The 20,860-nt window shown below is 64.4% G+C and carries 19 protein-coding genes; 8 read left to right on the forward strand and 11 right to left on the reverse strand.

The window, feature by feature from the left end; all coding sequences use genetic code 11:
* Positions 1-46 precede the first annotated feature (46 nt).
* From OKW52_RS22185 to OKW52_RS22225, 9 genes are all read right to left on the reverse strand, one after another.
* Positions 47-796 (reverse strand): SDR family oxidoreductase, encoded by a 750-nt coding sequence (locus tag OKW52_RS22185; RefSeq protein ID WP_264507771.1) that lies wholly within the window; start codon positions 794-796, stop codon positions 47-49.
* Between the two features lies 1 nt (position 797).
* Positions 798-1,868: an ABC transporter ATP-binding protein gene (locus OKW52_RS22190; RefSeq protein WP_264507772.1), complete on the reverse strand. Its 1,071-nt coding sequence runs from the start codon at positions 1,866-1,868 to the stop codon at positions 798-800.
* On the reverse strand, positions 1,868-3,496 hold the full coding sequence (locus OKW52_RS22195) for an FGGY-family carbohydrate kinase (protein ID WP_264507773.1): 1,629 nt from the start codon (positions 3,494-3,496) through the stop codon (positions 1,868-1,870). The genes OKW52_RS22190 and OKW52_RS22195 overlap by 1 nt, the downstream gene beginning before the upstream one ends.
* Before the next feature lie 24 nt (positions 3,497-3,520).
* Positions 3,521-4,963 carry an FAD-dependent oxidoreductase gene (locus OKW52_RS22200; protein ID WP_264507774.1) on the reverse strand — a complete coding sequence of 481 codons (1,443 nt, stop codon included), beginning with the start codon at positions 4,961-4,963 and terminating at the stop codon, positions 3,521-3,523.
* A gap of 75 nt (positions 4,964-5,038) precedes the next feature.
* Positions 5,039-6,331, reverse strand: coding sequence for an ABC transporter substrate-binding protein (locus OKW52_RS22205; protein WP_264507775.1), 1,293 nt, complete (start codon positions 6,329-6,331; stop codon positions 5,039-5,041).
* Positions 6,332-6,356: 25 nt separating this feature from the next.
* On the reverse strand, positions 6,357-6,977 hold the full coding sequence (locus tag OKW52_RS22210) for a carbohydrate ABC transporter permease (protein WP_264507776.1): 621 nt from the start codon (positions 6,975-6,977) through the stop codon (positions 6,357-6,359).
* On the reverse strand, positions 6,974-7,189 hold the full coding sequence (locus tag OKW52_RS22215; protein WP_264507777.1) for a hypothetical protein: 216 nt from the start codon (positions 7,187-7,189) through the stop codon (positions 6,974-6,976). Before OKW52_RS22215 ends, OKW52_RS22210 begins: the two co-directional genes overlap by 4 nt.
* Positions 7,179-8,054 carry a carbohydrate ABC transporter permease gene (locus OKW52_RS22220; RefSeq protein ID WP_127108301.1) on the reverse strand — a complete coding sequence of 292 codons (876 nt, stop codon included), beginning with the start codon at positions 8,052-8,054 and terminating at the stop codon, positions 7,179-7,181. Before OKW52_RS22220 ends, OKW52_RS22215 begins: the two co-directional genes overlap by 11 nt.
* 43 nt (positions 8,055-8,097) lie before the next feature.
* A complete protein-coding gene (locus tag OKW52_RS22225) occupies positions 8,098-9,183 on the reverse strand; it encodes a LacI family DNA-binding transcriptional regulator (RefSeq protein ID WP_264507778.1) in 1,086 nt (361 codons plus the stop codon).
* 362 nt (positions 9,184-9,545) lie between these two features.
* Between OKW52_RS22225 and OKW52_RS22230 the strand changes: the two genes are divergently transcribed.
* The gene (locus OKW52_RS22230) at positions 9,546-10,232 is read left to right on the forward strand and encodes a hypothetical protein (protein WP_264507779.1); all 687 of its coding nucleotides are present in this window, start codon (positions 9,546-9,548) and stop codon (positions 10,230-10,232) included.
* Positions 10,233-10,393: 161 nt separating this feature from the next.
* Here the strand turns inward: OKW52_RS22230 and OKW52_RS22235 are convergent, their stop codons facing one another.
* Positions 10,394-11,371 carry a hypothetical protein gene (locus OKW52_RS22235; protein WP_264507780.1) on the reverse strand — a complete coding sequence of 326 codons (978 nt, stop codon included), beginning with the start codon at positions 11,369-11,371 and terminating at the stop codon, positions 10,394-10,396.
* Positions 11,372-11,983: 612 nt separating this feature from the next.
* Positions 11,984-13,975 (reverse strand): acetoacetate--CoA ligase, encoded by a 1,992-nt coding sequence (locus tag OKW52_RS22240; protein WP_264507781.1) that lies wholly within the window; start codon positions 13,973-13,975, stop codon positions 11,984-11,986.
* A gap of 257 nt (positions 13,976-14,232) precedes the next feature.
* Between OKW52_RS22240 and OKW52_RS22245 the strand changes: the two genes are divergently transcribed.
* From OKW52_RS22245 to OKW52_RS22275, 7 genes are all read left to right on the forward strand, one after another.
* Positions 14,233-14,967 carry a TetR/AcrR family transcriptional regulator gene (locus tag OKW52_RS22245; RefSeq protein WP_264507782.1) on the forward strand — a complete coding sequence of 245 codons (735 nt, stop codon included), beginning with the start codon at positions 14,233-14,235 and terminating at the stop codon, positions 14,965-14,967.
* Positions 14,968-15,142: 175 nt separating this feature from the next.
* Entirely contained in the window at positions 15,143-16,534 is a 1,392-nt protein-coding gene (locus OKW52_RS22250) for an aminotransferase family protein (RefSeq protein WP_264507783.1), read from the forward strand.
* Between the two features lie 46 nt (positions 16,535-16,580).
* Positions 16,581-17,597 (forward strand): TRAP transporter substrate-binding protein, encoded by a 1,017-nt coding sequence (locus tag OKW52_RS22255; protein ID WP_264507784.1) that lies wholly within the window; start codon positions 16,581-16,583, stop codon positions 17,595-17,597.
* Positions 17,597-18,073, forward strand: coding sequence for a TRAP transporter small permease (locus tag OKW52_RS22260; protein ID WP_264507785.1), 477 nt, complete (start codon positions 17,597-17,599; stop codon positions 18,071-18,073). Before OKW52_RS22255 ends, OKW52_RS22260 begins: the two co-directional genes overlap by 1 nt.
* A gap of 64 nt (positions 18,074-18,137) precedes the next feature.
* A complete protein-coding gene (locus OKW52_RS22265; RefSeq protein WP_264507786.1) occupies positions 18,138-19,430 on the forward strand; it encodes a TRAP transporter large permease in 1,293 nt (430 codons plus the stop codon).
* Between the two features lie 15 nt (positions 19,431-19,445).
* A complete protein-coding gene (locus OKW52_RS22270; protein ID WP_264507787.1) occupies positions 19,446-20,537 on the forward strand; it encodes a M20 metallopeptidase family protein in 1,092 nt (363 codons plus the stop codon).
* A complete protein-coding gene (locus tag OKW52_RS22275) occupies positions 20,506-20,733 on the forward strand; it encodes a hypothetical protein (RefSeq protein ID WP_264507788.1) in 228 nt (75 codons plus the stop codon). The genes OKW52_RS22270 and OKW52_RS22275 overlap by 32 nt, the downstream gene beginning before the upstream one ends.
* Positions 20,734-20,860: the final 127 nt, after the last annotated feature.

Genomic DNA, 20,860 nt, shown 5'->3' on the forward strand with positions numbered 1-20,860 from the left:
AATCTTGCCGGCGCGGGCGTGGTGCAACCTCGCCCGTCAGCGCATCTTACAGGTCGTTGCGCTGTGGCAGGATCACCAGATCCCTGATCGTCACGCTGCGCGGACGGGTCAGCATGAACAAGACCGCTTCGGCCACGTCGCGCGGTTCCAGCAATCCGCCGGATGCCAGTTCAGCCTCAAGCTTGTCGCGCGGCCAGTCGTCCAGCAGCGCGGTGACCACCGGGCCGGGCAGCACCGCGCCGACCCGCAGACCCGCGCTTGCCACCTGACGGCGCAGGGTATGCACGAAAGCCTGCACGGCGTGTTTTGACGCGGTATAGATCGGCTCGCCCACGACCGGCACAACACCGGCGATCGAGCTGGTCACCAGAATGTCGCCCGTCTTGCGCTCGATCATATGCGGCAACACCGCATGCACACAGCGAAACACCGCGTTGATGTTCAGGGTCAGCATCCGGTCCCACGCATCTGGGTCGCCGTCGATCACCGGGCCACCGACATAGGCCCCGGCATTGGCGTGCAGAATGTCCAGCTGGCCGGTCAGCGCAAGGATGGCGGGCATCATTCCGGCAACGGCGGCACTGTCGGACAGGTCCACCACCAGCGGGATCGCCTGATCGCCCAGTTCGGCACAGCAGGCGTGCAGGGCGTCCCGCGCGCGGTCGATCAGCACCACCCGCGCGCCGGCCTCAAGCATCGCGCGCGCGCATTCCAGTCCGATCCCCGATGCCGCGCCCGTCACCGCCGCTACCTTGTCCGAAAGCCCCTGCATCGCCGCGTTCTCCTTGTGACTCATGTCATGCCTCCGCCGCGAACAGATGCGCGGCGGTGGGTTCAAAGTGAAAATCAACCGTCTCGCCAGCACCAAAGGCGGCATCCTGCGGCAAGACGGCCAGCACCTGCTGGTCGTCGCTGGTACGCAGATTGACCACGGTTTCGGCCCCCAGACGTTCGACCAGCACCACCTGCCCCGATACGCGCGCGGACATGCCGGGCGCGGGCTGGCGGTGCAGATATTGTGGGCGCAGTCCCAGAACGGCGCTTTGACCGGCTGCAAACCCCTTCGCCGGCAGCGTGATCGGTGCCAGCGACGGGGCCGATACGGTTGCGGTTTCGGCGGTGGCAGCACTGACGCTGACCGGCAGGAAATTCATGCGCGGTGAGCCGATGAACCCCGCAACGAAGCGGTTGGCGGGGGATTTATAGACATCAATCGGCGCGCCGATCTGTTGCACGCGCCCGCCTTCAAGCACGACGATACGGTCGGCGAGCGTCATCGCCTCGACCTGATCATGCGTCACATAGATCATGGTCGCGCCCAGCTCTTTGTGCAGGCGGGCGATCTCCATCCGCATGTCCATGCGCAACGCGGCATCAAGGTTGGAAAGCGGCTCGTCGAACAGAAAGACCGAGGGTTGGCGCACGATGGCACGCCCGATGGCCACGCGCTGGCGCTGGCCGCCGGACAGCTGGCTGGGTTTGCGATCCAAGAGGGGTTCCAGCTTCAGGATCCGCGCCGCCGCCATGACGTCTTCGTTGATCTTGGCCTTGGGGGTTCCTGCCAGACTGAGGCCAAAGCTCATGTTCTGCCGCACGCTCATATGCGGGTAGAGCGCGTAAGATTGAAAGACCATGGCAATGCCGCGATCACGCGGCTCAAGATCGTTGCAGCGCCGCCCGCCTATGGTCAGATCGCCGCCCGAGATATCTTCAAGCCCGGCGATCATCCGCAAAAGCGTGGATTTCCCGCACCCCGAGGGCCCGACGAACACCACGAATTCACCGCTCTTGATGTCCAGATCGACACCGCGGATCACGTCAACGGCGCCATAGTTCTTGGTGAGATTGTGCAGGGTCAGATCGGTCATCAGCTGTCTCCCTCGCGCGTTGCAGCGAGATGGGCGCGGGCCTGAGCCTCGGCGCGTTGAAGGGTTTCATAGGCCGCAAACCGGGCCGCATGCAGAGTTGCCAGCGCCCCTGTCGCGGGGGGAACGGTGGTATCGACGGGCGACATCGCCGTCATGGCAGCACCGATATCCGCAAAGACACCCGCAGCGGTCGCACCCAGGATGGCTGCGCCCAGCAGAACCGGCTCGGGGCTGCGCGGGATGTCGACGGGCAGGCCCGTGGCATCGGCCAGAAGCTGGCGCACAACCGGGTGACGCCCGGCACCGCCGCTGATCACCAGCGCGTCGATCTGTGCGCCCTGTGCGCGGCTGGCGGCGATGATCTGGCGCAGGCCATAGCCCAGCCCGGTGACGGCAGCGACATAGAGTGCCCGCAGGCTGTCAGCGTCGCCTGCCATGTCCAGCCCGGCAATCAACCCGCGCGCCTGTGGGTCGGCGTGCGGCGCGCGGTTGCCCAGAAAGTCCGGGATCACGATGAGCCCCGCAGCAAGGCGCACGGCCTCGGACAGCGACGCGGCGCTGGCCGCCGCACGGTCGGCCAGCAGATCGGGCAACGATTGCCCCAGTGCCTGCGCCTCGGCCTGAAGCGCGGATGCGGCGGGGTGCAGGGACAGAACCCGCTCGATTGCCGCACCTGCGGTGGATTGTCCGCCTTCGGACAGCCACAGACCCGGCACCATCGCCGACAGATATGGCCCCCAGACGCCGGGAATGAAGCGTGGCTGCGCGCTTGAGGCCATGGTGCAGGCCGATGTGCCCATGACATAGGCCATGCGGTTTTCGGCCCCGCCCCCCAGCGACCCGATGCCACCGGCATGGGCGTCGATCAGCCCGGCCCCGACGGGCGTGCCCGCCAACAGACCCAGATCATCCGCCGCCTGCTGCGTCAGGCCGCGTCCCTGCGCGGTTCCGGCAGGAACAACGGTCGTGCCGATCCGCGCGAAGCCTTCCTGCGCCAGATCGCCCAGGCCGATGGTGTCGAAATAGCCGGGATCCCAGCGGTCTTCATGGGCCAGATAGGTCCATTTGCACGTCACCGTGCAGACCGAGCGGTCCAGACTGCCGGTCGCCCGCCATGTCAGGAAATCCGCCAGATCCATGAACTGTTGGGCCGCCTGCCATGTCTGCGGCAGGTTTTCCTTGAGCCACAAAAGCTTGGGCGTTTCCATTTCCGGTGACAGCGCGCCGCCTACGTAATCGAGCACGCGGTGGCCGGTGGCGTTGATCCGCTCGGCCTGTCCGGTCGCGCGGTGGTCCATCCACAAGATGACATTGCGCGCCGCGTCGCCGTGGGTGCCCACGGGCAAGGGCTGACCGCCCTCGCCCAGCACGACCAGCGAACAGGTCGCGTCAAAGCCGACCCCGGCGATATCTGCCCCCGTCAGCGCCGCCTTGGCCAGCGCCGCACGGGTGCAGGTGGCGACAGCGCGCCAGATATCGTCCGAGGATTGCTCGGCGATATCGCCCGGCTCGCGCCAGGTGCGGATCGGTGCGCTGGTGGTCGCGACCAGCGTCCCCGCCACATCAAAGATCCCCGCCCGAACGCTGCCGGTGCCGACATCGCAGCCCAGAAGATACCTGGCCGTCATCGCTTGCTCCTTATCCACGCAGGATCACGAGGCAGGGTGCCGCGCGCCCGCAGCGGCGCGGGTGCCATCGGGATTGCGCAGATAGACCCCGCGCTCCAATTGCTGACGGCGCAGGTCGGCCACGTCGATCTCGGACGGCGGACGGTTTCCGCGTGCCGAGATCCGCGCGGCGCGCCCGGCTGCCTCGCCCATCGCCATGCAGGTGGCCATGACGCGGATCGCGCCCATGGCCTCATGCGTGCACGAAATGCTGCGCCCGGCGACCAGCAGGTTTTCCACTTTCTGCGGCACCAGGGATCGGTAGGGAATATCGTAGCAATCGCCGCACCAGATCAGCGTGCAGCCGTTATCCTCGGGGCGGTGAATGTCGATGGGATAGCTGGCGACAGCGATGGCATCGTCGAAGTGACGGCACGACAGGACATCATCCTGCGTCATGACGTATTGCCCCTTGATCCGCCGCGTCTCGCGGATGCCCAGAAACGGCGCGGTCTTGGTGAAATAGGCCTGCTCGAAACCGGGCACGTAATTGGTCAGATAGGTGACGATATCGTCGATCTGGCCCCGGCCCTCGATCTCGCCCTTGGTCAGGCTGCGGGCATCGGTGCCATCGGTCCCGGCCACCCGCGTCATGTTGATCCAGACCTCGCCCTTCTTCAGACCGGTGATGATGATCGTCCGCTCGTTGGGAATGGTCAGATTCATCTCGGCCTTGGCCTTGGCCATAAGTTCGCGCAGACCAACCACGATGAACTGGTGGTTCTGGCCAAAGTATTCGGCCGGAATGAAATCTGTCAGATAGGTGCGCGCCTCGGGTGGGGAATTGGCAATCGACATCCGCAGCGCATCGGTGTCCACGCCGCCCAGACAGAACATCAGCGTCGGCGGCTGCATGCCGCCTTGCGCGTTGCCCTTCTCGCAGGGCACCCCGGCGCGGTACGCCACATCCGCGTCCCCGGTGCAGTCGATAACCACCCGCGCCAGCAACGCACTGCGCCCGCTTTTGCTTTCGGTGATGATGCCGCGAATGGTGTCGCCGTCCATCACCACGCCCGCAAAGAAGGTGTAGAACAGCACGTCCACCCCGGCCTCGGTCAGCATATCCAACGCGACCGTCTTGACCGCCTCGGGTTCGACCAGCGTGATGCCCATGTGCAGCGGACAGGGGCGGTGTTCGCTGGCGCCGTCGCGCTCATCGCGCAGGCGCTGGATGAACGCCTCGGGCAGACCGTCGATGATGCGATTGCCCTTCTGGCCCAGAAAGCCCAGCACGGGCAGGCCAATGGTCATGTTGCCGCCGACAAAGCTGCGGCTTTCGACCAGACCCACGCGCAGCCCGTCCTCGGACGCGGCCAGAGCGGCGGTCAGGCCCGACGGGCCACCCCCGACAACCAGCACATCATACTCGGCGGCGACGGGGATCTTGCGGGCAGGTTCTTCGATGCTGCGGACCTGAGGAGCGGTCATCGGTCAGTCCTTGTTGGGATCAGTGGGGAAAAGTGGGGGCGTGCGCCGGACCTGCAGAGGCCCGGCGCCACAGGGTCAGGCGGGCATCATCGGGCCAACGCGGTCGATGATCGCGCCGACGGCGTCGGTCACGCTCTTGCGGCCCAGCACGGCAAGCTGAACTTCTTCCAGCATCGTTGCCTGCGCGCGCGCCGCTTCGGGGAAGGGCGGGAAGGCCCCGCGCGCATCGGCCAGCACAGCGGCTTCGATTTCGGCCACGGCATTGGCCTGCATCAGCGCGGGATCGGCATAGCTGGACACCCGCACCGGCCCGTTGCCGTTCAGCGCCATGCCCAGCGTCACGCGCTTGCTGGCAACTTCGCGGATATAGGACCACGCCAGTTCCTTGTCGGTCGCGTTGCGCGGAATGACCATTGCCCAGGCCTCGACCACCGCCGACATCGGCGTGCCGGCGGGCAGCGTCGACGAGCCGGGGAAGGGAATCGCCTTGATGCGACCGGCGAAGTTGCTCTGCTCGGGATTGTTGAGCTGCGCGAACCGGGCGAAGGGCAGCACGGTGAAGGCCGCGCGGCCCTGCTGCATCCATGTTACCATGTCGTCATTGCGCGTCGCGGCATAGCTGCGCGGCAGCGCGCCCGCCTCGAACAGGCCGCGCAGGACGGACAGCCCCTGCTCCATCGCGGCGCGGTCAGGCACCAGTTGGAAGTCATGCGTGATGAAATCGCCGCCAAAGGCCCGAGCGAACATCACCGGGAACACCGCCAGATCGCTGGCCAGCACCATGCCGGTCACCGGCGTCCCGGCAGAAGAGGTGAAGGTCAGTTGATTGGCCTGCTCTACCAGCTCTTCCAGCGTTTGCGGCGGGGCGGAAATGCCCGCTTCTTCCAGCAGCGCCTCGTTGTAGAACAGGGCCTGCGTGGCGTGGCGCACAGGGATGCCGATCAGATTGCCATCCACCGTCATGCCCTGAATCAAGCCGGGGGCGATGTCGCCGAAATCCTCGATCGGATTGGCGTCATTCAGCGGGCCGAGCGGCTCGAACAGCGCCGCAATGTCCGAGGTCGGGCGGTTGTCGATCAGATACCCCACCGAATACTCGGTTTCGGGCAGGCTGGCCTCACGGAAGAGCCGGTCCTGCAACGGGTTCGAATCGAAGGTGGTGAAGCTGAGGCTGGCGTCATTCGCAGCCTTCCACTCCGCCAGCAGATCGCCCTCGGCGGTGCCCAGCACGCGCTCGTGCACGGCATGGCTGAGGATGTTGAGCGTGCGCGCTTGCGCCCAGCTTGGGAACGCGGCCATGGCTGCCGCCCCTCCGATAGCCGTGCCCAGAAGACGGCGACGGGTTAGTCCGGTTCTCAGGTCTTTCATGGTTTCCTCCCTTTCAGACGATCAGTCATCCCTTGGTGGCGCCGGCGGTAAGCCCGGCCACCAGAAATCGGTTCATGAACACGACGAACAGCAACACCGGCGCCAGCTGGACGGTTGAGGCGGCGAACAGAATTCCCCAGTCGACCCCGTCGATCGAGCCGATCATTTCCGAAATGACCAGCGGCGCGGTCTTGGCGTTGGTGCCGGTAAAAATGAAGGCGAACAGAAATTCGTTCCACGCGAAGACGACCACGAAAACCGCCACCGCAAGGATCCCGGGCGAGGCCAGCGGCACGATCACCCGGCGCAGGATCGTCAGCCTTCCTGCCCCGTCAATCTGTGCGGCTTCGTCCAGTTCACGCGGGATCTGGTCGATGAAGGTGCGCATCAGCACCGTGCCCAGCGACACAAAGAACGTGGCGTAGAGCACCATCAGCACGCCATGCGTGTCGTTGATCCCCAGAAAATTGACGATGGGGAACAGCGGCAGCGTAATGACGATGGGCGGGATCAGGCGGACCACGATCAGAAACAGCACGCTGCCGTTCAGGAACCGGCTGGAATTGCGCGAATAGATATACCCCGCGCAGGTGCTGGCGGCGACGGCCAGCACGGTCGCACCAACGGTGATGATCGCGCTGTTCAAGAGCCCGTCAAAGAACACCCCCAGCGTGACCAGAGCGCCGCGTAATGCTCCAGCGTCGGGGTGAAGAGGTGGCGTGGCGGGACGGCAAAGATCTCGCGGCCCGGCTTGAAGGACGAGATCACCACGAAGGCGATCGGCACCAGCGACCACAACAGCAGCATGCAGACTGCCACAGCCTTGCCCAGCCCGATGAACAGACGATCAATGCGCATTGCCGGTCACCTGTTTGCGCAGCACAAGAACATAGCCAAGGGCCAGAAGCAGCGACGCCAACACCATGATCCACGCCGTCGCGGCTGCTGTCCCGAAGGCGTTGTAGGTAAAGGCTTCGCGGTACAGATAGACCGCGACCACCTCGGTCGTGCGCGCCGGTCCACCGCCGGTCAGCAGCCAGACCTCGGAAAAGATGCGGAAGGCAAAGATGTAGCGAAACAGCAGGGCGACGACGATGGCCGGTCCCAGCATCGGCAGCGTCACCCGGCGGAAGGCCTGCCACGGGCGCGCGCCGTCGATGCGCGCTGCTTCATAAAGATCGCCCGGAATCGCCAGCCGTGCGGCGTAGAGGATGATGAAGGTAAAGGGCAGATGCAGCCAGATCGTCAGCATGGCGATCAGGATCATCGCGTGCACGGGCTCGAACGACCAGTCCAGCACCGGCAGACCCAGCGACAGCAAAAGCTGCGTGACCGGCCCGGCCTGCGGGTCGAACAGATAGCGCCAGCTGACCACGGCGATCACTTCGCTGACGGCATAAGGTGCCAGCGTGCAGACCAGAAGCACACGGCGAAACGGCAGGCCGCTGGCAAACAGCAGTGCCAGCAGCAGACCAAGCAACAGCTCGACATGCACCGCAACCACCACCAGCACCACGGTATTCCACAGGGCGCTGCGAAATGACGGATCGCTCAACACCCGGATGAAATTATCGAACCCGACAAAACTGGGTGCTTGCCCAAAGCTGGATTCCATCAGACTCAGCCACGCGACATAAAGCGCCGGAAGCACGATAACGCTGAGGATCAGGACGTGAACCGGTGCGACAAACGGCAACAGCTCGGTCAATTTTCTTGTTCGCACCCACGCCTCCCAACGCTGTGTGACTGCGACGCCCGACATGGCGTCAGTGAATGGCAGATTTCCCCTCACCGGGGTTGAGGGGGTCAGAGCCGGGGGTCGCCCCCTCGCCGCCCCCGAGAGCGGGCAATCCCAGCACGGAATCGCGGACCTGCAGCGATGCGGTCAGGCTGATCGCCACCGGCGCGCCGGTTTCGCCACCCATCCGCGTCGTCAACCGGTCCCAGACCGATTGCGCCATCACATCCAGCGGCTGGCGGATCGCGGTCAAAGCGGTCTTGCGCGCGCTCATCCAGGCGTAGTCATCGAAGCCGATGACCGAAACCTGCTCGGGAATATCCACCCGCGCCTGCGCCAATGCGGACAAAACCGCCAGCGTGGTCACGTTGGTCAGGGCCAGAACGGCGGTCGGGCGCGCGTGGCGCTCTTGCCAATGGGCGAAACGCTCGGCACCGGTGATGCTGTTTGAGCCCAGTTCAATCGTGACCGGTGCCCGACCGGTCGCGGCCCGCAAGAAGTCACGCGCGCCGCGTTCGCGTTCGCGGATCGGCGCTATCGCCAGATTGGACGCGGCGATGACGACATCGCGGTGCCCCATCGCCACCAGATGCCGGGCCGCGATCTCACCCGCTTCGGCGTTATCAATCGTTACCGTGTCCGCCGGTGCGCCCGCTGGCACCACGCGGTCCGCCAGCACCACCGGCGTGCGCCGGCATTCTTCGATCAGCACGGACGGCAAGCTGTCGGTGCACGGGACAACCACCATCCCTGCCGGACGCCAGCCCAGCAGCGCGCGCAGGCGCGATTGCTCAACCGCCGGATCATCGCGTGAACTGGCAACAATGACGTCAAACCCGTCCTTGCCTGCCATCACCTCAAGCCGCGACACCAGCGAGGTAAAGAAGGCATCGTCAAGATCCGGGACCAGAATGGCCACCACCTTGGTCTGGCCCGAGCGCAACTGCGACGCCGCGCGATCCGCGTGATAGTCCAGTTGTCGGGCTGCAGCGATAACCCGGTCATGCACCGATTGCTTGACCGGCTTCGAGCCATTGACGACATGCGAAACGGTCGCCGTCGAGACCCCGGCCAACGAGGCTACATCTTTGATCGTCGCGCGTTTCTTTTGCATGGGGTCCTGATTCGGCTACGGATAAGCGATTCGATTGCGGTTAAACGATTTACGTTAAACGTTTAACTTGGCACTTCTGATCCCGCAAGCATTTTCTTGACGCGGATTTCTGGCCTTTGCGGCGCGCTATTTGCGACGGCTGCACAGCTATAGCGGGAACCTATTGCTCGCGGCGACGTTACCTCAAAGCAAGCCAGCGCCACCGCTTACGTCACCGGTGCTCGGATCAGAACCTATCTAGGAGAGCTTAGATGCACGGTATCATTTACCTCGTGGGCCTTGTGGTCGTCGTGATGGCGATTCTGTCGTTTCTGGGTCTGGGCTGAAAAACGCACAGCCCAAACCCTTGAAAGGATGAAACAATGACACAACAACCTGTAACACCAGTTCCCGCCGCGCCGGTCGGCCTTGCGCAGGACCGCGGCTATGTGGACTGGCCCGCCATCCTGATCGGCGGTGTGGTCGCGTCGGGGGTCGGCTTTGTCTTCACCACCTTCGGGCTGGCCTTGGGACTGACCATGATCTCGCCTTATGAGGGTGACGGGTCGGCCACGGCAAAACTGATTGCCATCGGCTCGTGGATCGTGTGGACCACGGTGTCCAGTGTGATGGCAGGCAGCTATATCGCTGGCCGTATGCGTCGCCGTATCGAGGGCACCAGCCCGGACGAAACGGGCGTGCGCGACGGTGTGCATGGACTGGCCGTCTGGGGCGTCGCGCTTCTGTTGGGGGCGATGGTTCTGAGCGGCTCGGTCAGTTCGACGCTCGATGCCGCTTCGGACATGTCAGCCAGTGTCGCCGCCGTTGGTGAGACGATAACAGGCCAAGAGGCAGCAGGCACCGCCCCTGTGGCCGGTGCTGATGCCGCCACGCTCGATGCCGATGCCGCCGCCCGCGCCGAAACCGCCCGCAAATACGCGATCCTGTCCGCCTTTATCCTTGCCGCCGCGCAGCTGATTGCCGGGGCCGGAGCCTATTGGGCCGCAGGAATGGGCGGGCAACACCGTGACGACCAGCGTGTCTTTGCGCGCTTTGGTCGCTGGACCTGAGGAGGAGATCGAACAATGGGTGCTATATTAATCTGGCTGATTGGCGTTCCGCTCTGGGTCGTGCTCTTGCTGGTTCTTCTGACCTGACCAACGCCCCTTTTTCGCCCCTTACGGGGCGAAAATCTTATCCGGCGACAGGCTTGGCGGAGGCTGCGCCGTCGCTAGATCCGCGCCACCCAGACCCTGAACCGGCCTTGCCCGGTTACCTCGCGGATCAAACCCCGCTCTGAAAGCCGGTCAAGATTGCGCTGTACGGCAGCGCGCGACGCCCCGGTCTGAGCTTCGGCCAACGGCGCAGGCACCAGCGGCCAGTTTTGCAACACCTCCAGCAGCAGACCCGGCACGCGCCCGGACAGATCGGCAATCGCCCCATCGGCCCGCGTGCGCCAATCCCCCAGACGGTCCAGCATCAGCAGCGCCGCCAGCGTGGCGCGTTCCGCCCCGGCAATCCATTGGGCAAGCCGCTGCGCGGGCGTGCCACGGGCGCGCAAACTGTCAGGACCGTTCATTGCCAAGGGGACGAACAAGGCCCCCTGCCCCGGCAGACGGCTCATCCCCGCCGCATGGCGCGCGGCCAGCACCGCTGCTTCCAGATCGCGGCCCCGGTCGGGACCGGTCAGTTGCCAGGCGTGAAACAGGATCGCCGATTGCGTGACCGGGTGGAGGTCTTCAATCTCCGGCAACAGTGCCGCAAGGTCGTAAACAGCCTCGGACGGGCGGTTGAGAAAATCGCCCATCCCCATAACCGGAGCATTTCCCTGCATCAACCGGCGCGCGGCCCAGCCAGCGCGCGCCAACGCGCCTTCGCTATCCTCGGTCGAGCCGACCCGAAGTCCGACCCACAGGCCCAGACGCTCGGCCGGAAAGCGCTCTCCCGCCCACCACGCCATATCTGCCGCTTCGGCCAGCGCGAGCCGCTGGCGCAGGCCAACGCTGCCAGCGCGCAAGCGGGCATCCATCTCGCCAAAGGTCAGGGCCAGCCGCGCCAAGCCATCAGACTGCGCGCCCTGCGCCGCACGCCATGTGGCAGGGTCGATCAGCGCGCGGCGGTCTGCGCGCGGCAATGGCGGTGCGCCCGGAGGCACATCGTCGTCCATTGGACCGGGCAGAAACCACAGATCGTCCTCATCTTCAGTCATGCGCGGCAAAGCCCATCGCTGCGCCGATGTCGTTGGCGACATTGCACACCGCGCGCCAGTGTTTCGCCGACTTCCAGCCGCAGCAAAAGGGTCTGGGCCTTAACCGCTTTGTCTTTTGGCGCTTTGGTCACGGCTCTCCCTTCTGTCCAGCCCCGGGCGCAGGGTAAAGCGCCCGGATGCGTCGCTGTTGTCAGCGCCCTGCCAGACTGTCCAGCCCCAGGACCAAATGCAAGATTTGTCCGGTGTACGCTGTTTTTCGGACTTTCACATGATGCGCGTCGCTCGCGATAGTCGAGGTTCGCGCCCTCACTTGCCAGCGTCGCCCTGAGCTGGGCGGGTGCCGCGCATCCGAAGCTCTCATCAGCCGTTTGAGGGTCGAGGTCTCTCTTTTTGCGGGCAGATTTATCCCACGGTCTCTTTGACAGGTCTGCTGATGTAGTCTGGTGACACCGCTGTAACCACCAGTTTAATCCCTGACCCGATGTGTGCACCAGAGCCACCGCAACGCGTTGAGCCCGGCAGCCGCAAGCGCAGCATTGCAACAACCGAGCGGCCCCGCCTGCCTTGCAAGCGGGGCCGGATCATCGAGAACACTGCCGTCGCAACGCGCTGTCAGGCGCGTCTTGCCGCGAACGCCGCAAACCAGTCGAGTGCGGCCGGGTTCTTGGTGGCGTCACGGCTGGCGACTTTGTCGACCGGCTGGCCCAGCAGCAGTTTGCGCACCGGGACTTCCATCTTCTTGCCGGTCAGCGTGGTCGGGATCTCGGGGGCGGCGACGATCTCGTCGGGGACGTGACGCGGGCTGCGTTCTGCGCGCAGGCGCTTGACGATCTCAGCCTTCTTGGCGTCATCCAGCGCCACACCCGGCTGCATCTGCACGAACAGTGGCATGTAATAGCCGCCCTGGCCATCCTCGATGCAGATGATCAGGCTGTCGGCGACGCCGTCGATCCCCTCCATCGTGCGGTAAATCTCGGCCGAGCCGATGCGCACGCCGAAGCGGTTGAGCGTGGCGTCCGACCGGCCCAGCACATAGCTGCCGCCGTGGTCATTGAACCGCACCCGGTCGCCATGCCGCCAGATCCCCGGATACATGTCGAAATAGCTGTCGGTATAGCGCGCGAAATCCACGTCGCCCCAGAAACACAGCGGCATCGAGGGCATTGGCTTGCGGATGACCAGCTCGCCAACCTCGCCGATAACCTGCCGCCCGTCCTCGTCAAAGGCGCAGGCGTCGCAGCCCAGAGCGGGTGCCTGTATCTCGCCGGCGCGGACGGGCAGCAGGACGCAGCCGGCCAGAATGCCCGAACACAGCTCGGTGCCGCCCGATTGCGAGGTGGCGAAGAGATCCTGCTTCACCGCCTCATGCACCCAGGCCAGAATTTCGGGCGTTGCGGGCGAGCCGGTCAGGAACATCGTCGTAAGCTTGGACAGGTCATAATCCTTGCCCGGGACAATGCCCTGCTGGCGCACCAACTGCATGAACGTGGGCGAGACGCCGAAATGGCTGACGCCTGTGTCCTGCATGATCTGCCACAGCGCACCGGCATCCGGATAGGTCGGATGGCCGTCATACAGCGTGACCTTGCCGTTCAGCAGCGGGCCGGTCATCAGCGTGTTCCACACCATCCAGCCGGTGGTGGAATAGCAGAAATAGGTATCGTTTGGGGCCATGTCGAAGCCGAACGCGCCGTTCTTGAGATGCTCCAGCACGATGCCATGGTGGCCCTGCACGATGGGTTTCGGCAGGCCCGTGGTGCCAGAGGAGAACAGCGTCCACAGCGGATGATCCGAGGCGACGCGCTCATAGGTGAAGGCATCGGCGGGCACGTCATCGCCGGTGAAAAGCGTGTCCCACATCAGCGCTTCGCCGTGGAAAGCCGGGGCGCTGCTGGCGTCGGGCAGGTAATCGAGCATGACCAGCGAGGTCGCGGTCGGAAGCTCGGCCAGTATGCGGGTCAGGTCGCCGGTGCGGTCGAAATTCTTGCCACCGTAACGGTAACCGTTCACCGCGAAGACCAGCTTGGGCTCGATCTGGCTGAAACGGTCAATGACCGTCTGCGGGCCGAATTCGGGCGCGGCGGTGGCCCATGTCGCGCCAATCGCGGTCGAGGCGAGCATGGCGATCACGGTTTCGGGGATGTTGGGCATATAGGCAACCACGCGGTCGCCCTTTTGCACACCCATCGCGCGCAACCGGGTGGCCAGTTTGCGCACCGCCGCGCCGACCTCGGCCCAGGACATCGCGGCCAGCGGACGCGTTTCGCTGCAATGGTGCAACATGACGCGCTCAGGGTCGCCACGCGTCTCGTTGCGCAGGATCTGCTCGGCATAGTTCAGCCGCGTGCCGGTGAACCAGCGGGTGCGCGGCATGGGGTCGTCGGTCATCACCTGATCGAGCTGACCTTCCATCTCGACCTCGAAAAAGTCGCTTACTGCCTTCCAGAATGCCGCAGGCTCGTTCACCGACCAGCGGTGCAGCGCCGCGAAATCGGTCAGATCGGGGCCGTTCTTGCCGACAAACCGCATGAACTGTGCGACCATCGAAGCCTCGCGCCGGTCCGGCGTCGCCTGCCAGAGAATATCGCCTTCCGCGACCATCATCATACCCCCATGTCTGTTGCGATCGTGTCAGAGACTACGCTGGCAATAGCCTAAAAAGACAGCGCGAGCTACGGCCTGCGATCATTTATTGTACGGCGTACAGCAAGCGCTTGATCCTGTCCAGATAAAGGACCATGGCCGACCTCGGCGCGGCAAGGGACATGATTGATTGCCGTCACAACACTATGTGTTTTATGAAGTCTTTGGTTCTTTCCGGCTCGTCCTGATCCGAGGGGGCCCCGAAACAAAGGTGCCTTATGGCCAAGAAAACCACATCCGGGCAGCGCCGCGGCAAAGGGGCGGGGCAGTCGACGCCTGAGCTGTCCAAGGCCCAGATCGTCGACTCCGCGCTGCGGTTGATCGATGAAAAGGGGCTGCAGTCCTTCTCGGTCCGCAATCTGGCCAAAACGCTCGAATGCTATCCGACCGCGATCTACTGGTACACGCCGAGCCGCTATTTCCTGATTGCCGAGATCATTACCGTCGTGCTGGCTGACGTGGTCCCCGACCTGTCGCTGGGCTGGCAGGACTGGCTGCGCGCGCTGTTCCGGCGGTATCGCGAGGCGATTTCGAAGCACCCGAATGTCGCGCCGCTGATCGGGGTCAATCTGGTGTCGAATGCCGCGGTCGATCTGGATCTGATCGAGGGGGCGCTGGCCAAGCTGCACGAGGCAGGTTTTCGCGATGAGGCGCTGATCAACGCTTACAACGCAGTGATCGGGGGCATGGTCGGGTTCACCACGCAGGAATTCGCCATGCTGCCGCCCGATGTTGAAGAACTTGAGGCCAATCTGAAAGACGTCCCGCAGCGCATCGACAGCAGCCAGCATCCACATCTCGCACAATTGGCCCCGCGCATGCTCGGCTCGGCCTTTATCCTGCGCTGGCAGAATGGGGCGGCACAGCCGATGGATGGCGCGTTTGCCACCTATGTCGAAGCCTTCGTGACCGGGCTTGAGGCTGCCTTGGCACCGAACCCCTCCCAAGTCTGATCATTTTCCAAGCATCGCGCGCATCCGGGCCGCACCTCTGGGAAGGGGTGCGGCCCTTTCTTGTTCGGCGTACAAGATATTTCTTGATCGGTGAACAAGAGTACTTGTACGGTGAACAGCAAGAGGTGATTCCCGTCCGTCGGGCGCCACCTGCAAGACCATGAAGGAAGACGATATGACCGCGCCGGATAAACCCAAGATCGCGACCGAAAGCCCCTTCGCCGAGCGCGGCGGCCCGATTCAGGTGTTTTACACGCCGCTGGACGCACCCCGCCGTCCGACGATCTCGCATGCCGAAGGGATCTACATGTGGGACACCGACGGCAAACGCTATCTCGACGCGACCTCGGGGCCGGTGGTCAGCAACATTGGCCACGGCAACGCGAAAGTTCTGGCGGCGATGAACGAGCAGGCCGCGAAGGTGTGCTACGCGTCGCGCGCGCTGTTCGAGAACACGGCGAATATCGCGCTGGCCGAGCGGGTGGCCGAGTTGGCCGGTCCGGGGTTCGAGCGGGTCTTTGTGGTCTCGGGCGGGTCCGAGGCCACGGAAGCTGCGATGAAACTGGCACGGCAATACGCCGTGGCGCGCGGTGAAAAAGGCCGCTGGAAGGTGCTGGCGCGCAACCCCGGCTACCATGGCGCGACGCTGGGCGCGGTGTCGGTCACCGGCGATCCCGAAACCGACGCGCTGTATGAGCCGGTCATGCGGATCATGCCCCGCGTTCCCGCGCCCTTTACCTATCGCACCCCCGGCAATATTGACGCCGACACCCATGCCCGCGATTGCGCGCAGGCGCTTGAGGATGCGATCCTTGAAGAAGGGCCCGACAGCGTTCTGGCCTTCATCATGGAGCCGGTCGGCGGGTTGGCAACGGGCGCACTGGTGGCCCCGGACGCCTACTATACCGCCGTGCGCGACATCTGCACGCGCCATGGTGTCTTGCTGATCTTCGACGAAGTGATGAGCGGCGCGGGCCGCACCGGGCGCTTTCTGGCCGCCGAGCACTGGCCCGACGCGCGCCCCGATATGGTAACCTTGGCCAAGGGTGTCGCCGCTGGCTACACGCCGATGGGCATGGTGCTTGCGTCGCGTGAGATGGTGCAGACGGTGGTCGAGAACGGCGGCTTTCTGCACGGTCACACCTACAGCGCGAACCCGCTGTCATGTGCGGTCGGTGACGCGGTGCTGCGCGAAGTGGTCGAGCAGGATCTGATCGGCAATGCCGAGCGCCTGGGTGTTCTGCTGGGCGACCGGCTGGCGACGCTGATGGAATCCTCGCCCATCGTCGGCGACGTGCGCGGGATCGGCCTGCTGCGCGCCCTCGAGATCGTGGCGGACAAGACAACCAAGACCTCGTTCCCGCCCAAAGCCAAGGCAATCTCGCGGATTGTCGAGCTGGGGCTCGAGCGCGGGCTCTTGCTTTATTCGCGCAGTACGGCAGGCGGGCGCTATGGCGAATGGCTGATGATCACCCCGCCGCTGATCATGACCGAAGCGCAACTTGATGAAATGATGGAACTTCTCACCGAGGTTCTGGCGGCTTTTCAGGCGGAAGCGCTCGCCTGAGCTGCCCATAAGAAACCACTATAACGAACCAACAAGGGAACCAACAATGCACCTGTCCGTCTCGTTCACCGCGTTGGCCGCTGCTGGCATGATTGTCAGCGCCGCCACGCCCGCTCTCGCCGATACCCTGCGCTTTTCGCACTTCCTGCCGCCGGGCCATTATTTCGACAATGACGTCAACGCCTGGGGTGCGGCGCTGGACGAGGCCTCGGGCGGTGAGCTGACCGTTCAGGTGTTTCCCGCCGGTCAGATGGGCGCGCCCGCCGACCATTACGCGATGGTGCGCGACGGTATCGTTGACGTCGCCTGGGTCAATTTCGGCTACACGCCCGGCGCGTTTCCGATTGCCGATCTAATCGACCTGCCGTTCTCGCTGGAAGTGCCGCGCGATGTGGCCTCGGTCGCGGTGAACACGTGGTACGCTGCGTATGCCGGTCAGGAAATGTCGGACGTGCATTTCTGTCTGGCTCATGTCGGTGCGCCCGGCGCGCTGCATTCGGCCCAGCCGATCACCCTGCCGTCGGACGTTGCCGGGCTGCAGGTCCGCCCGGCCAGCGGGTCCATGGCCCGCTTCATTGCTGATCTGGGTGGTTCGGCGGTGCAGGTGCCCGCGACCGAGGCCCGTCAGGCCATCGAGCGCGGCGTGGCGAATGCGATCACCTTCCCCTGGGGTTCGATCGATTTCTTCGGCATCTCGGACGCGGTGCCCTATCACATCGCCGATACGCTCTATTACGTCGGGGCGGGTATCGTGATGAACAAGGCGCGGTACGAGGGTCTGTCGCCCGAAATGCGCGCCGCCGTAGACAGCGTTTGTACGTCGGAATGGGCGGTTGGCGTCGGCGCAAGCTGGGTCGAGTTCGAGAACAACGGCCGTCAGGTGCTTGCCGATATGGGCCACACGATCCACGAATCGACGCCCGAAGAGCTGGCTGCCTGGCACGAGGCCGCGCAACCCTCGTATGACCGCTGGGCTGCAACCATGGTCGCCCAAGGCCTTGACCCGCAAGAGATCCGCGCCAGCCTTGACGCGGCGGTCGACGCGGCAGCAGCGGCACAGTGATGAACCGGTTCCTGCGTGCAATCGAGCTGGCAGCAAGCCTGATGCTCGGGGTCGTGACGCTGATCACCTTTGCCAATGTGGTCATGCGCTTCGGCTTTAACAGTGCGTTGATGGATTCGTTCGACCTGACGCGCATGGCGCAGGGACTGGCGCTGGCCTGGGGGATCGCCGTGACCACCCACCGCAGCGAGCACATCACCATCGACGGCCTGTGGACCCTGATGGGTCCACGCGGTCGCCGGGTGATGGATATCGTGGCGCGGGTGATCACCGGGTCGTTTCTGTTGGTGCTTACTCTCGCCATGGCACAGCGCGCCTATCGCAACATGCTGTCGAACCTGTCCACGGCCGAGCTGAGCATCCCGATCTGGGGCTTTCACGCGGCCATGACACTGGGGATCGCCCTAGCCTGCTTTGTGGTCTTCGCCAGCATCCGCCTTGTGCGGAATGGCGGCTACACGCGCGGCGCCGCCTGACACCCCCTGCGACCAACCGCGCCGCCCGTCAGGGCGGCCGGGCAGCCTCGCCAAGGAATGGACGATGTCTCTTACAGCTATTGCCCTTGCAGGGTTCGCCATTCTGGTGGTCCTGCTACTGATCCGTGTGCCGGTCGGCATCGCCATGGCGATTGCCGGTATCGCGGGCTTTTCGCTGGTGGTCGGGATTGATCCTGCCATCAGCATGGTCAGTCAGGTCGCCTTCAACGCGCTGACGGCCTATGAATTCTCGATCATCCCGATGTTCATCCTGATGGGCACTTTCGCGGCCAAGAGCGATCTCAGCCTTGAGATGTTCCGCGCCAGTCAGGCATGGCTGGGCCGGTTCAGGGGCGGCATGGCGTTCTCGGCGCTGGTGGCCTCGGCCGGATTTGCGGCGGTGAACGGATCATCCATGGCGACGGCGGCCACCATGACCCGCGTTGCGCTGCCCGAGATGGAGCGTAACGGCTATGACGGCGCGCTCTCGGCCGGGGTGATCGCCGCAGGCGGGACGCTGGGCATCATGATCCCGCCCTCGGCGGTGCTGGCGCTTTATGGTTTCATCACCCAGCAGAACGTCGCCGATCTGTTTATTGCAGGCATCCTGCCGGGTCTGCTGGGGCTGGCCTGCTATGCCTCGGCTATTCTGATCCTCGGCTTTTTCCGCCCCGCCAGCATGCCCGTTGCCGGGTCCAGCAGCTGGAGCGAAAAGCTGATCAGCCTGAGCCGCGTCTGGGCCATCGCGCTGTTGTTCGGCCTGATCATCGGCGGCATTTATGGCGGGGTCTTCACCGTCACCGAAGCCGCCGGCATCGGCGCGTTCGGCGCATGGCTGATCGGCACGCTGCGCGGTCGGCTGGGCGTCAAAGCGACGCTTGAGTGTCTGGGCGAGGCGCTGGCAATGAGTGCGGCGATCTTCACCATCGTGATCGGCGCGCTGACCTTTGGCTATTTCCTGACCGTCACCGGCACCACCACCGCGCTGATCGGCTGGCTGGCCAACCAGCCCGTCGGCCCCTACGGCGTGTTGACGCTGATCCTGCTGGGCTATCTGGTACTGGGTGCGGTGATGGACGAACTGGCGATCACCCTGCTGACGCTGCCCATCGTGTTTCCGGTGATCCAGTCGCTGGGCTTTGATCCGATCTGGTTCGGGGTGATCTTTGTGATGACGGTGACTCTGGGAGTCAACACGCCGCCCATCGGGATGAATGTCTTCGTGATCAACTCGATTGCCCGGCATATCTCGCTGGGGCGGATTTACCGGGCCGTGATGCCGTTCATTGCGGTGGATCTGGTGCGCCTGCTCTTGTTGATCCTCTTCCCGTCCATCGCCCTCTATCTGGTCTATTAAGCAAGGAATGTTGCCATGACAGTCGAGACCGACGTTTCCCTGCAGGCGCGCCTCGCGCAGCGAAGCGAAGAAATCTTCGAGCGCATGATTGCCTGGCGGCGGGATTTCCATGCCAATCCTGAACTGGGCAATCAGGAACACCGCACTGCCGGGATCGTGGCAGATCATCTGGAGAGCCTCGGCTTTGATCAGGTGCGCCGGGGACTGGGGGGCTCGACCGGGGTGGTCGGTATTCTTGAGGGCGGTCAGCCCGGCCCTTGCGTCGCCCTGCGTGCCGACATGGACGCGCTCCCGGTGCGCGAGGCGACGGGGCTTGAGTTTGCCTCAACCGCAACCGCGCTCTGGGGTGGGGAAACCATGCCGGCGATGCACGCCTGCGGGCATGACGCGCATACGGCCGTGCAAATGGCGGTGGCGGAAATTCTGGTCGCCGAGCGGGCAGCGATCAAGGGCCGTGTGATGCTGGTCTTTCAACCCGCCGAGGAAGGCCCCGCGCCGGATTGGCAGGGCCTGTCCGGTGCCGCGCGACTGGTTGCCGATGGCGTCTTTGACGACCCCAAGCCCGACGCGTTCTTCTGCTTCCACGTCCTGCAGGACGAACGCCCCGGCACCGCGGGCGAGATCCGCGTGCACGAAGGCGACGGCACCTATGCGATGAACCTGATGCGCATCAAGATCCGCGGGCGCGGGGGCCACGGCGCCTATCCGTGGCGCACGGTCGATCCGCTGCTGATCGGCGCGCAGGTGCTGACGGCGCTGCAGAGTATCCCGGCGAAGAATGTCGATGTGAACGAGAACGCCGTCACCCTCTCGATCGGCATCTTCAAGGGCGGCACCAAGTTCAACGTGATTCCGGACGAGGCCGAAATGGAGGGCGCGCTGCGCTTTACCGACACGACGACCGGCCCCTATCTGGAACAACGCGTCGAATCTATCGCCAAGGGCATCGCCGAAGCCGCCGGTGGCAGCGCCGAGGTGGACTGGTACATGCGCGTGCCGCTGGTACACAATGATACTGACCTGACCCGCCGCATGCGCCCGTCACTGGACCGCGCGGCACCGGCGAGACAAGCCGGTGGTCAAGGTCGAGAACTGCTTTCTCGATGACGTGTCGAACTTCTCGCAGATCGCGCCCCTGATGTTCTTTACCGTCGGCGTCGGGCTGGATGAGGGCGACACCGCTGTGTCGGGCTTCCACCACGAACCCAGCTTTACGGTCAACGAAAAGGGCCTGCTGACCGCACTCAAGGCCATGGTCAATCTGGCGGTAGATTTCGGTCACGACGCGGCGAAGAACACCTGAGCGCGTCTGCCGGTCCTGCGGGGGTCTGCCTTTTCAAGCCCATAACCGAAACGAACAATGAGCATCGCCAGCGGTTCGAGCAGCCGTGCCGCACCCGGATCTTTGGTTTTTCGGGGCGTGAACCCTG

This window comes from Pararhodobacter zhoushanensis (assembly GCF_025949695.1).
Classification (GTDB): Bacteria; Pseudomonadota; Alphaproteobacteria; order Rhodobacterales; family Rhodobacteraceae; genus Pararhodobacter; species Pararhodobacter zhoushanensis_A.

Excerpts from the sequence above, each read along its gene's own strand:
- OKW52_RS22250 (WP_264507783.1), top strand. The coding sequence starts at position 15,143 with ATGACCGCGCCGGATAAACCCAAGATCGCGACCGAAAGCCCCTTCGCC.
- OKW52_RS22240 (WP_264507781.1), bottom strand. The coding sequence starts at position 13,975 with ATGATGGTCGCGGAAGGCGATATTCTCTGGCAGGCGACGCCGGACCGG.
- OKW52_RS22205 (WP_264507775.1), bottom strand. The coding sequence starts at position 6,331 with ATGAAAGACCTGAGAACCGGACTAACCCGTCGCCGTCTTCTGGGCACG.
- OKW52_RS22245 (WP_264507782.1), top strand. The coding sequence starts at position 14,233 with ATGGCCAAGAAAACCACATCCGGGCAGCGCCGCGGCAAAGGGGCGGGG.
- OKW52_RS22235 (WP_264507780.1), bottom strand. The coding sequence starts at position 11,371 with ATGACTGAAGATGAGGACGATCTGTGGTTTCTGCCCGGTCCAATGGAC.
- OKW52_RS22230 (WP_264507779.1), top strand. The coding sequence starts at position 9,546 with ATGACACAACAACCTGTAACACCAGTTCCCGCCGCGCCGGTCGGCCTT.
- OKW52_RS22200 (WP_264507774.1), bottom strand. The coding sequence starts at position 4,963 with ATGACCGCTCCTCAGGTCCGCAGCATCGAAGAACCTGCCCGCAAGATC.
- OKW52_RS22190 (WP_264507772.1), bottom strand. The coding sequence starts at position 1,868 with ATGACCGATCTGACCCTGCACAATCTCACCAAGAACTATGGCGCCGTT.
- OKW52_RS22195 (WP_264507773.1), bottom strand. The coding sequence starts at position 3,496 with ATGACGGCCAGGTATCTTCTGGGCTGCGATGTCGGCACCGGCAGCGTT.
- OKW52_RS22215 (WP_264507777.1), bottom strand. The coding sequence starts at position 7,189 with ATGCGCATTGATCGTCTGTTCATCGGGCTGGGCAAGGCTGTGGCAGTC.
- OKW52_RS22225 (WP_264507778.1), bottom strand. The coding sequence starts at position 9,183 with ATGCAAAAGAAACGCGCGACGATCAAAGATGTAGCCTCGTTGGCCGGG.
- OKW52_RS22260 (WP_264507785.1), top strand. The coding sequence starts at position 17,597 with ATGAACCGGTTCCTGCGTGCAATCGAGCTGGCAGCAAGCCTGATGCTC.
- OKW52_RS22255 (WP_264507784.1), top strand. The coding sequence starts at position 16,581 with ATGCACCTGTCCGTCTCGTTCACCGCGTTGGCCGCTGCTGGCATGATT.
- OKW52_RS22270 (WP_264507787.1), top strand. The coding sequence starts at position 19,446 with ATGACAGTCGAGACCGACGTTTCCCTGCAGGCGCGCCTCGCGCAGCGA.
- OKW52_RS22265 (WP_264507786.1), top strand. The coding sequence starts at position 18,138 with ATGTCTCTTACAGCTATTGCCCTTGCAGGGTTCGCCATTCTGGTGGTC.
- OKW52_RS22185 (WP_264507771.1), bottom strand. The coding sequence starts at position 796 with ATGAGTCACAAGGAGAACGCGGCGATGCAGGGGCTTTCGGACAAGGTA.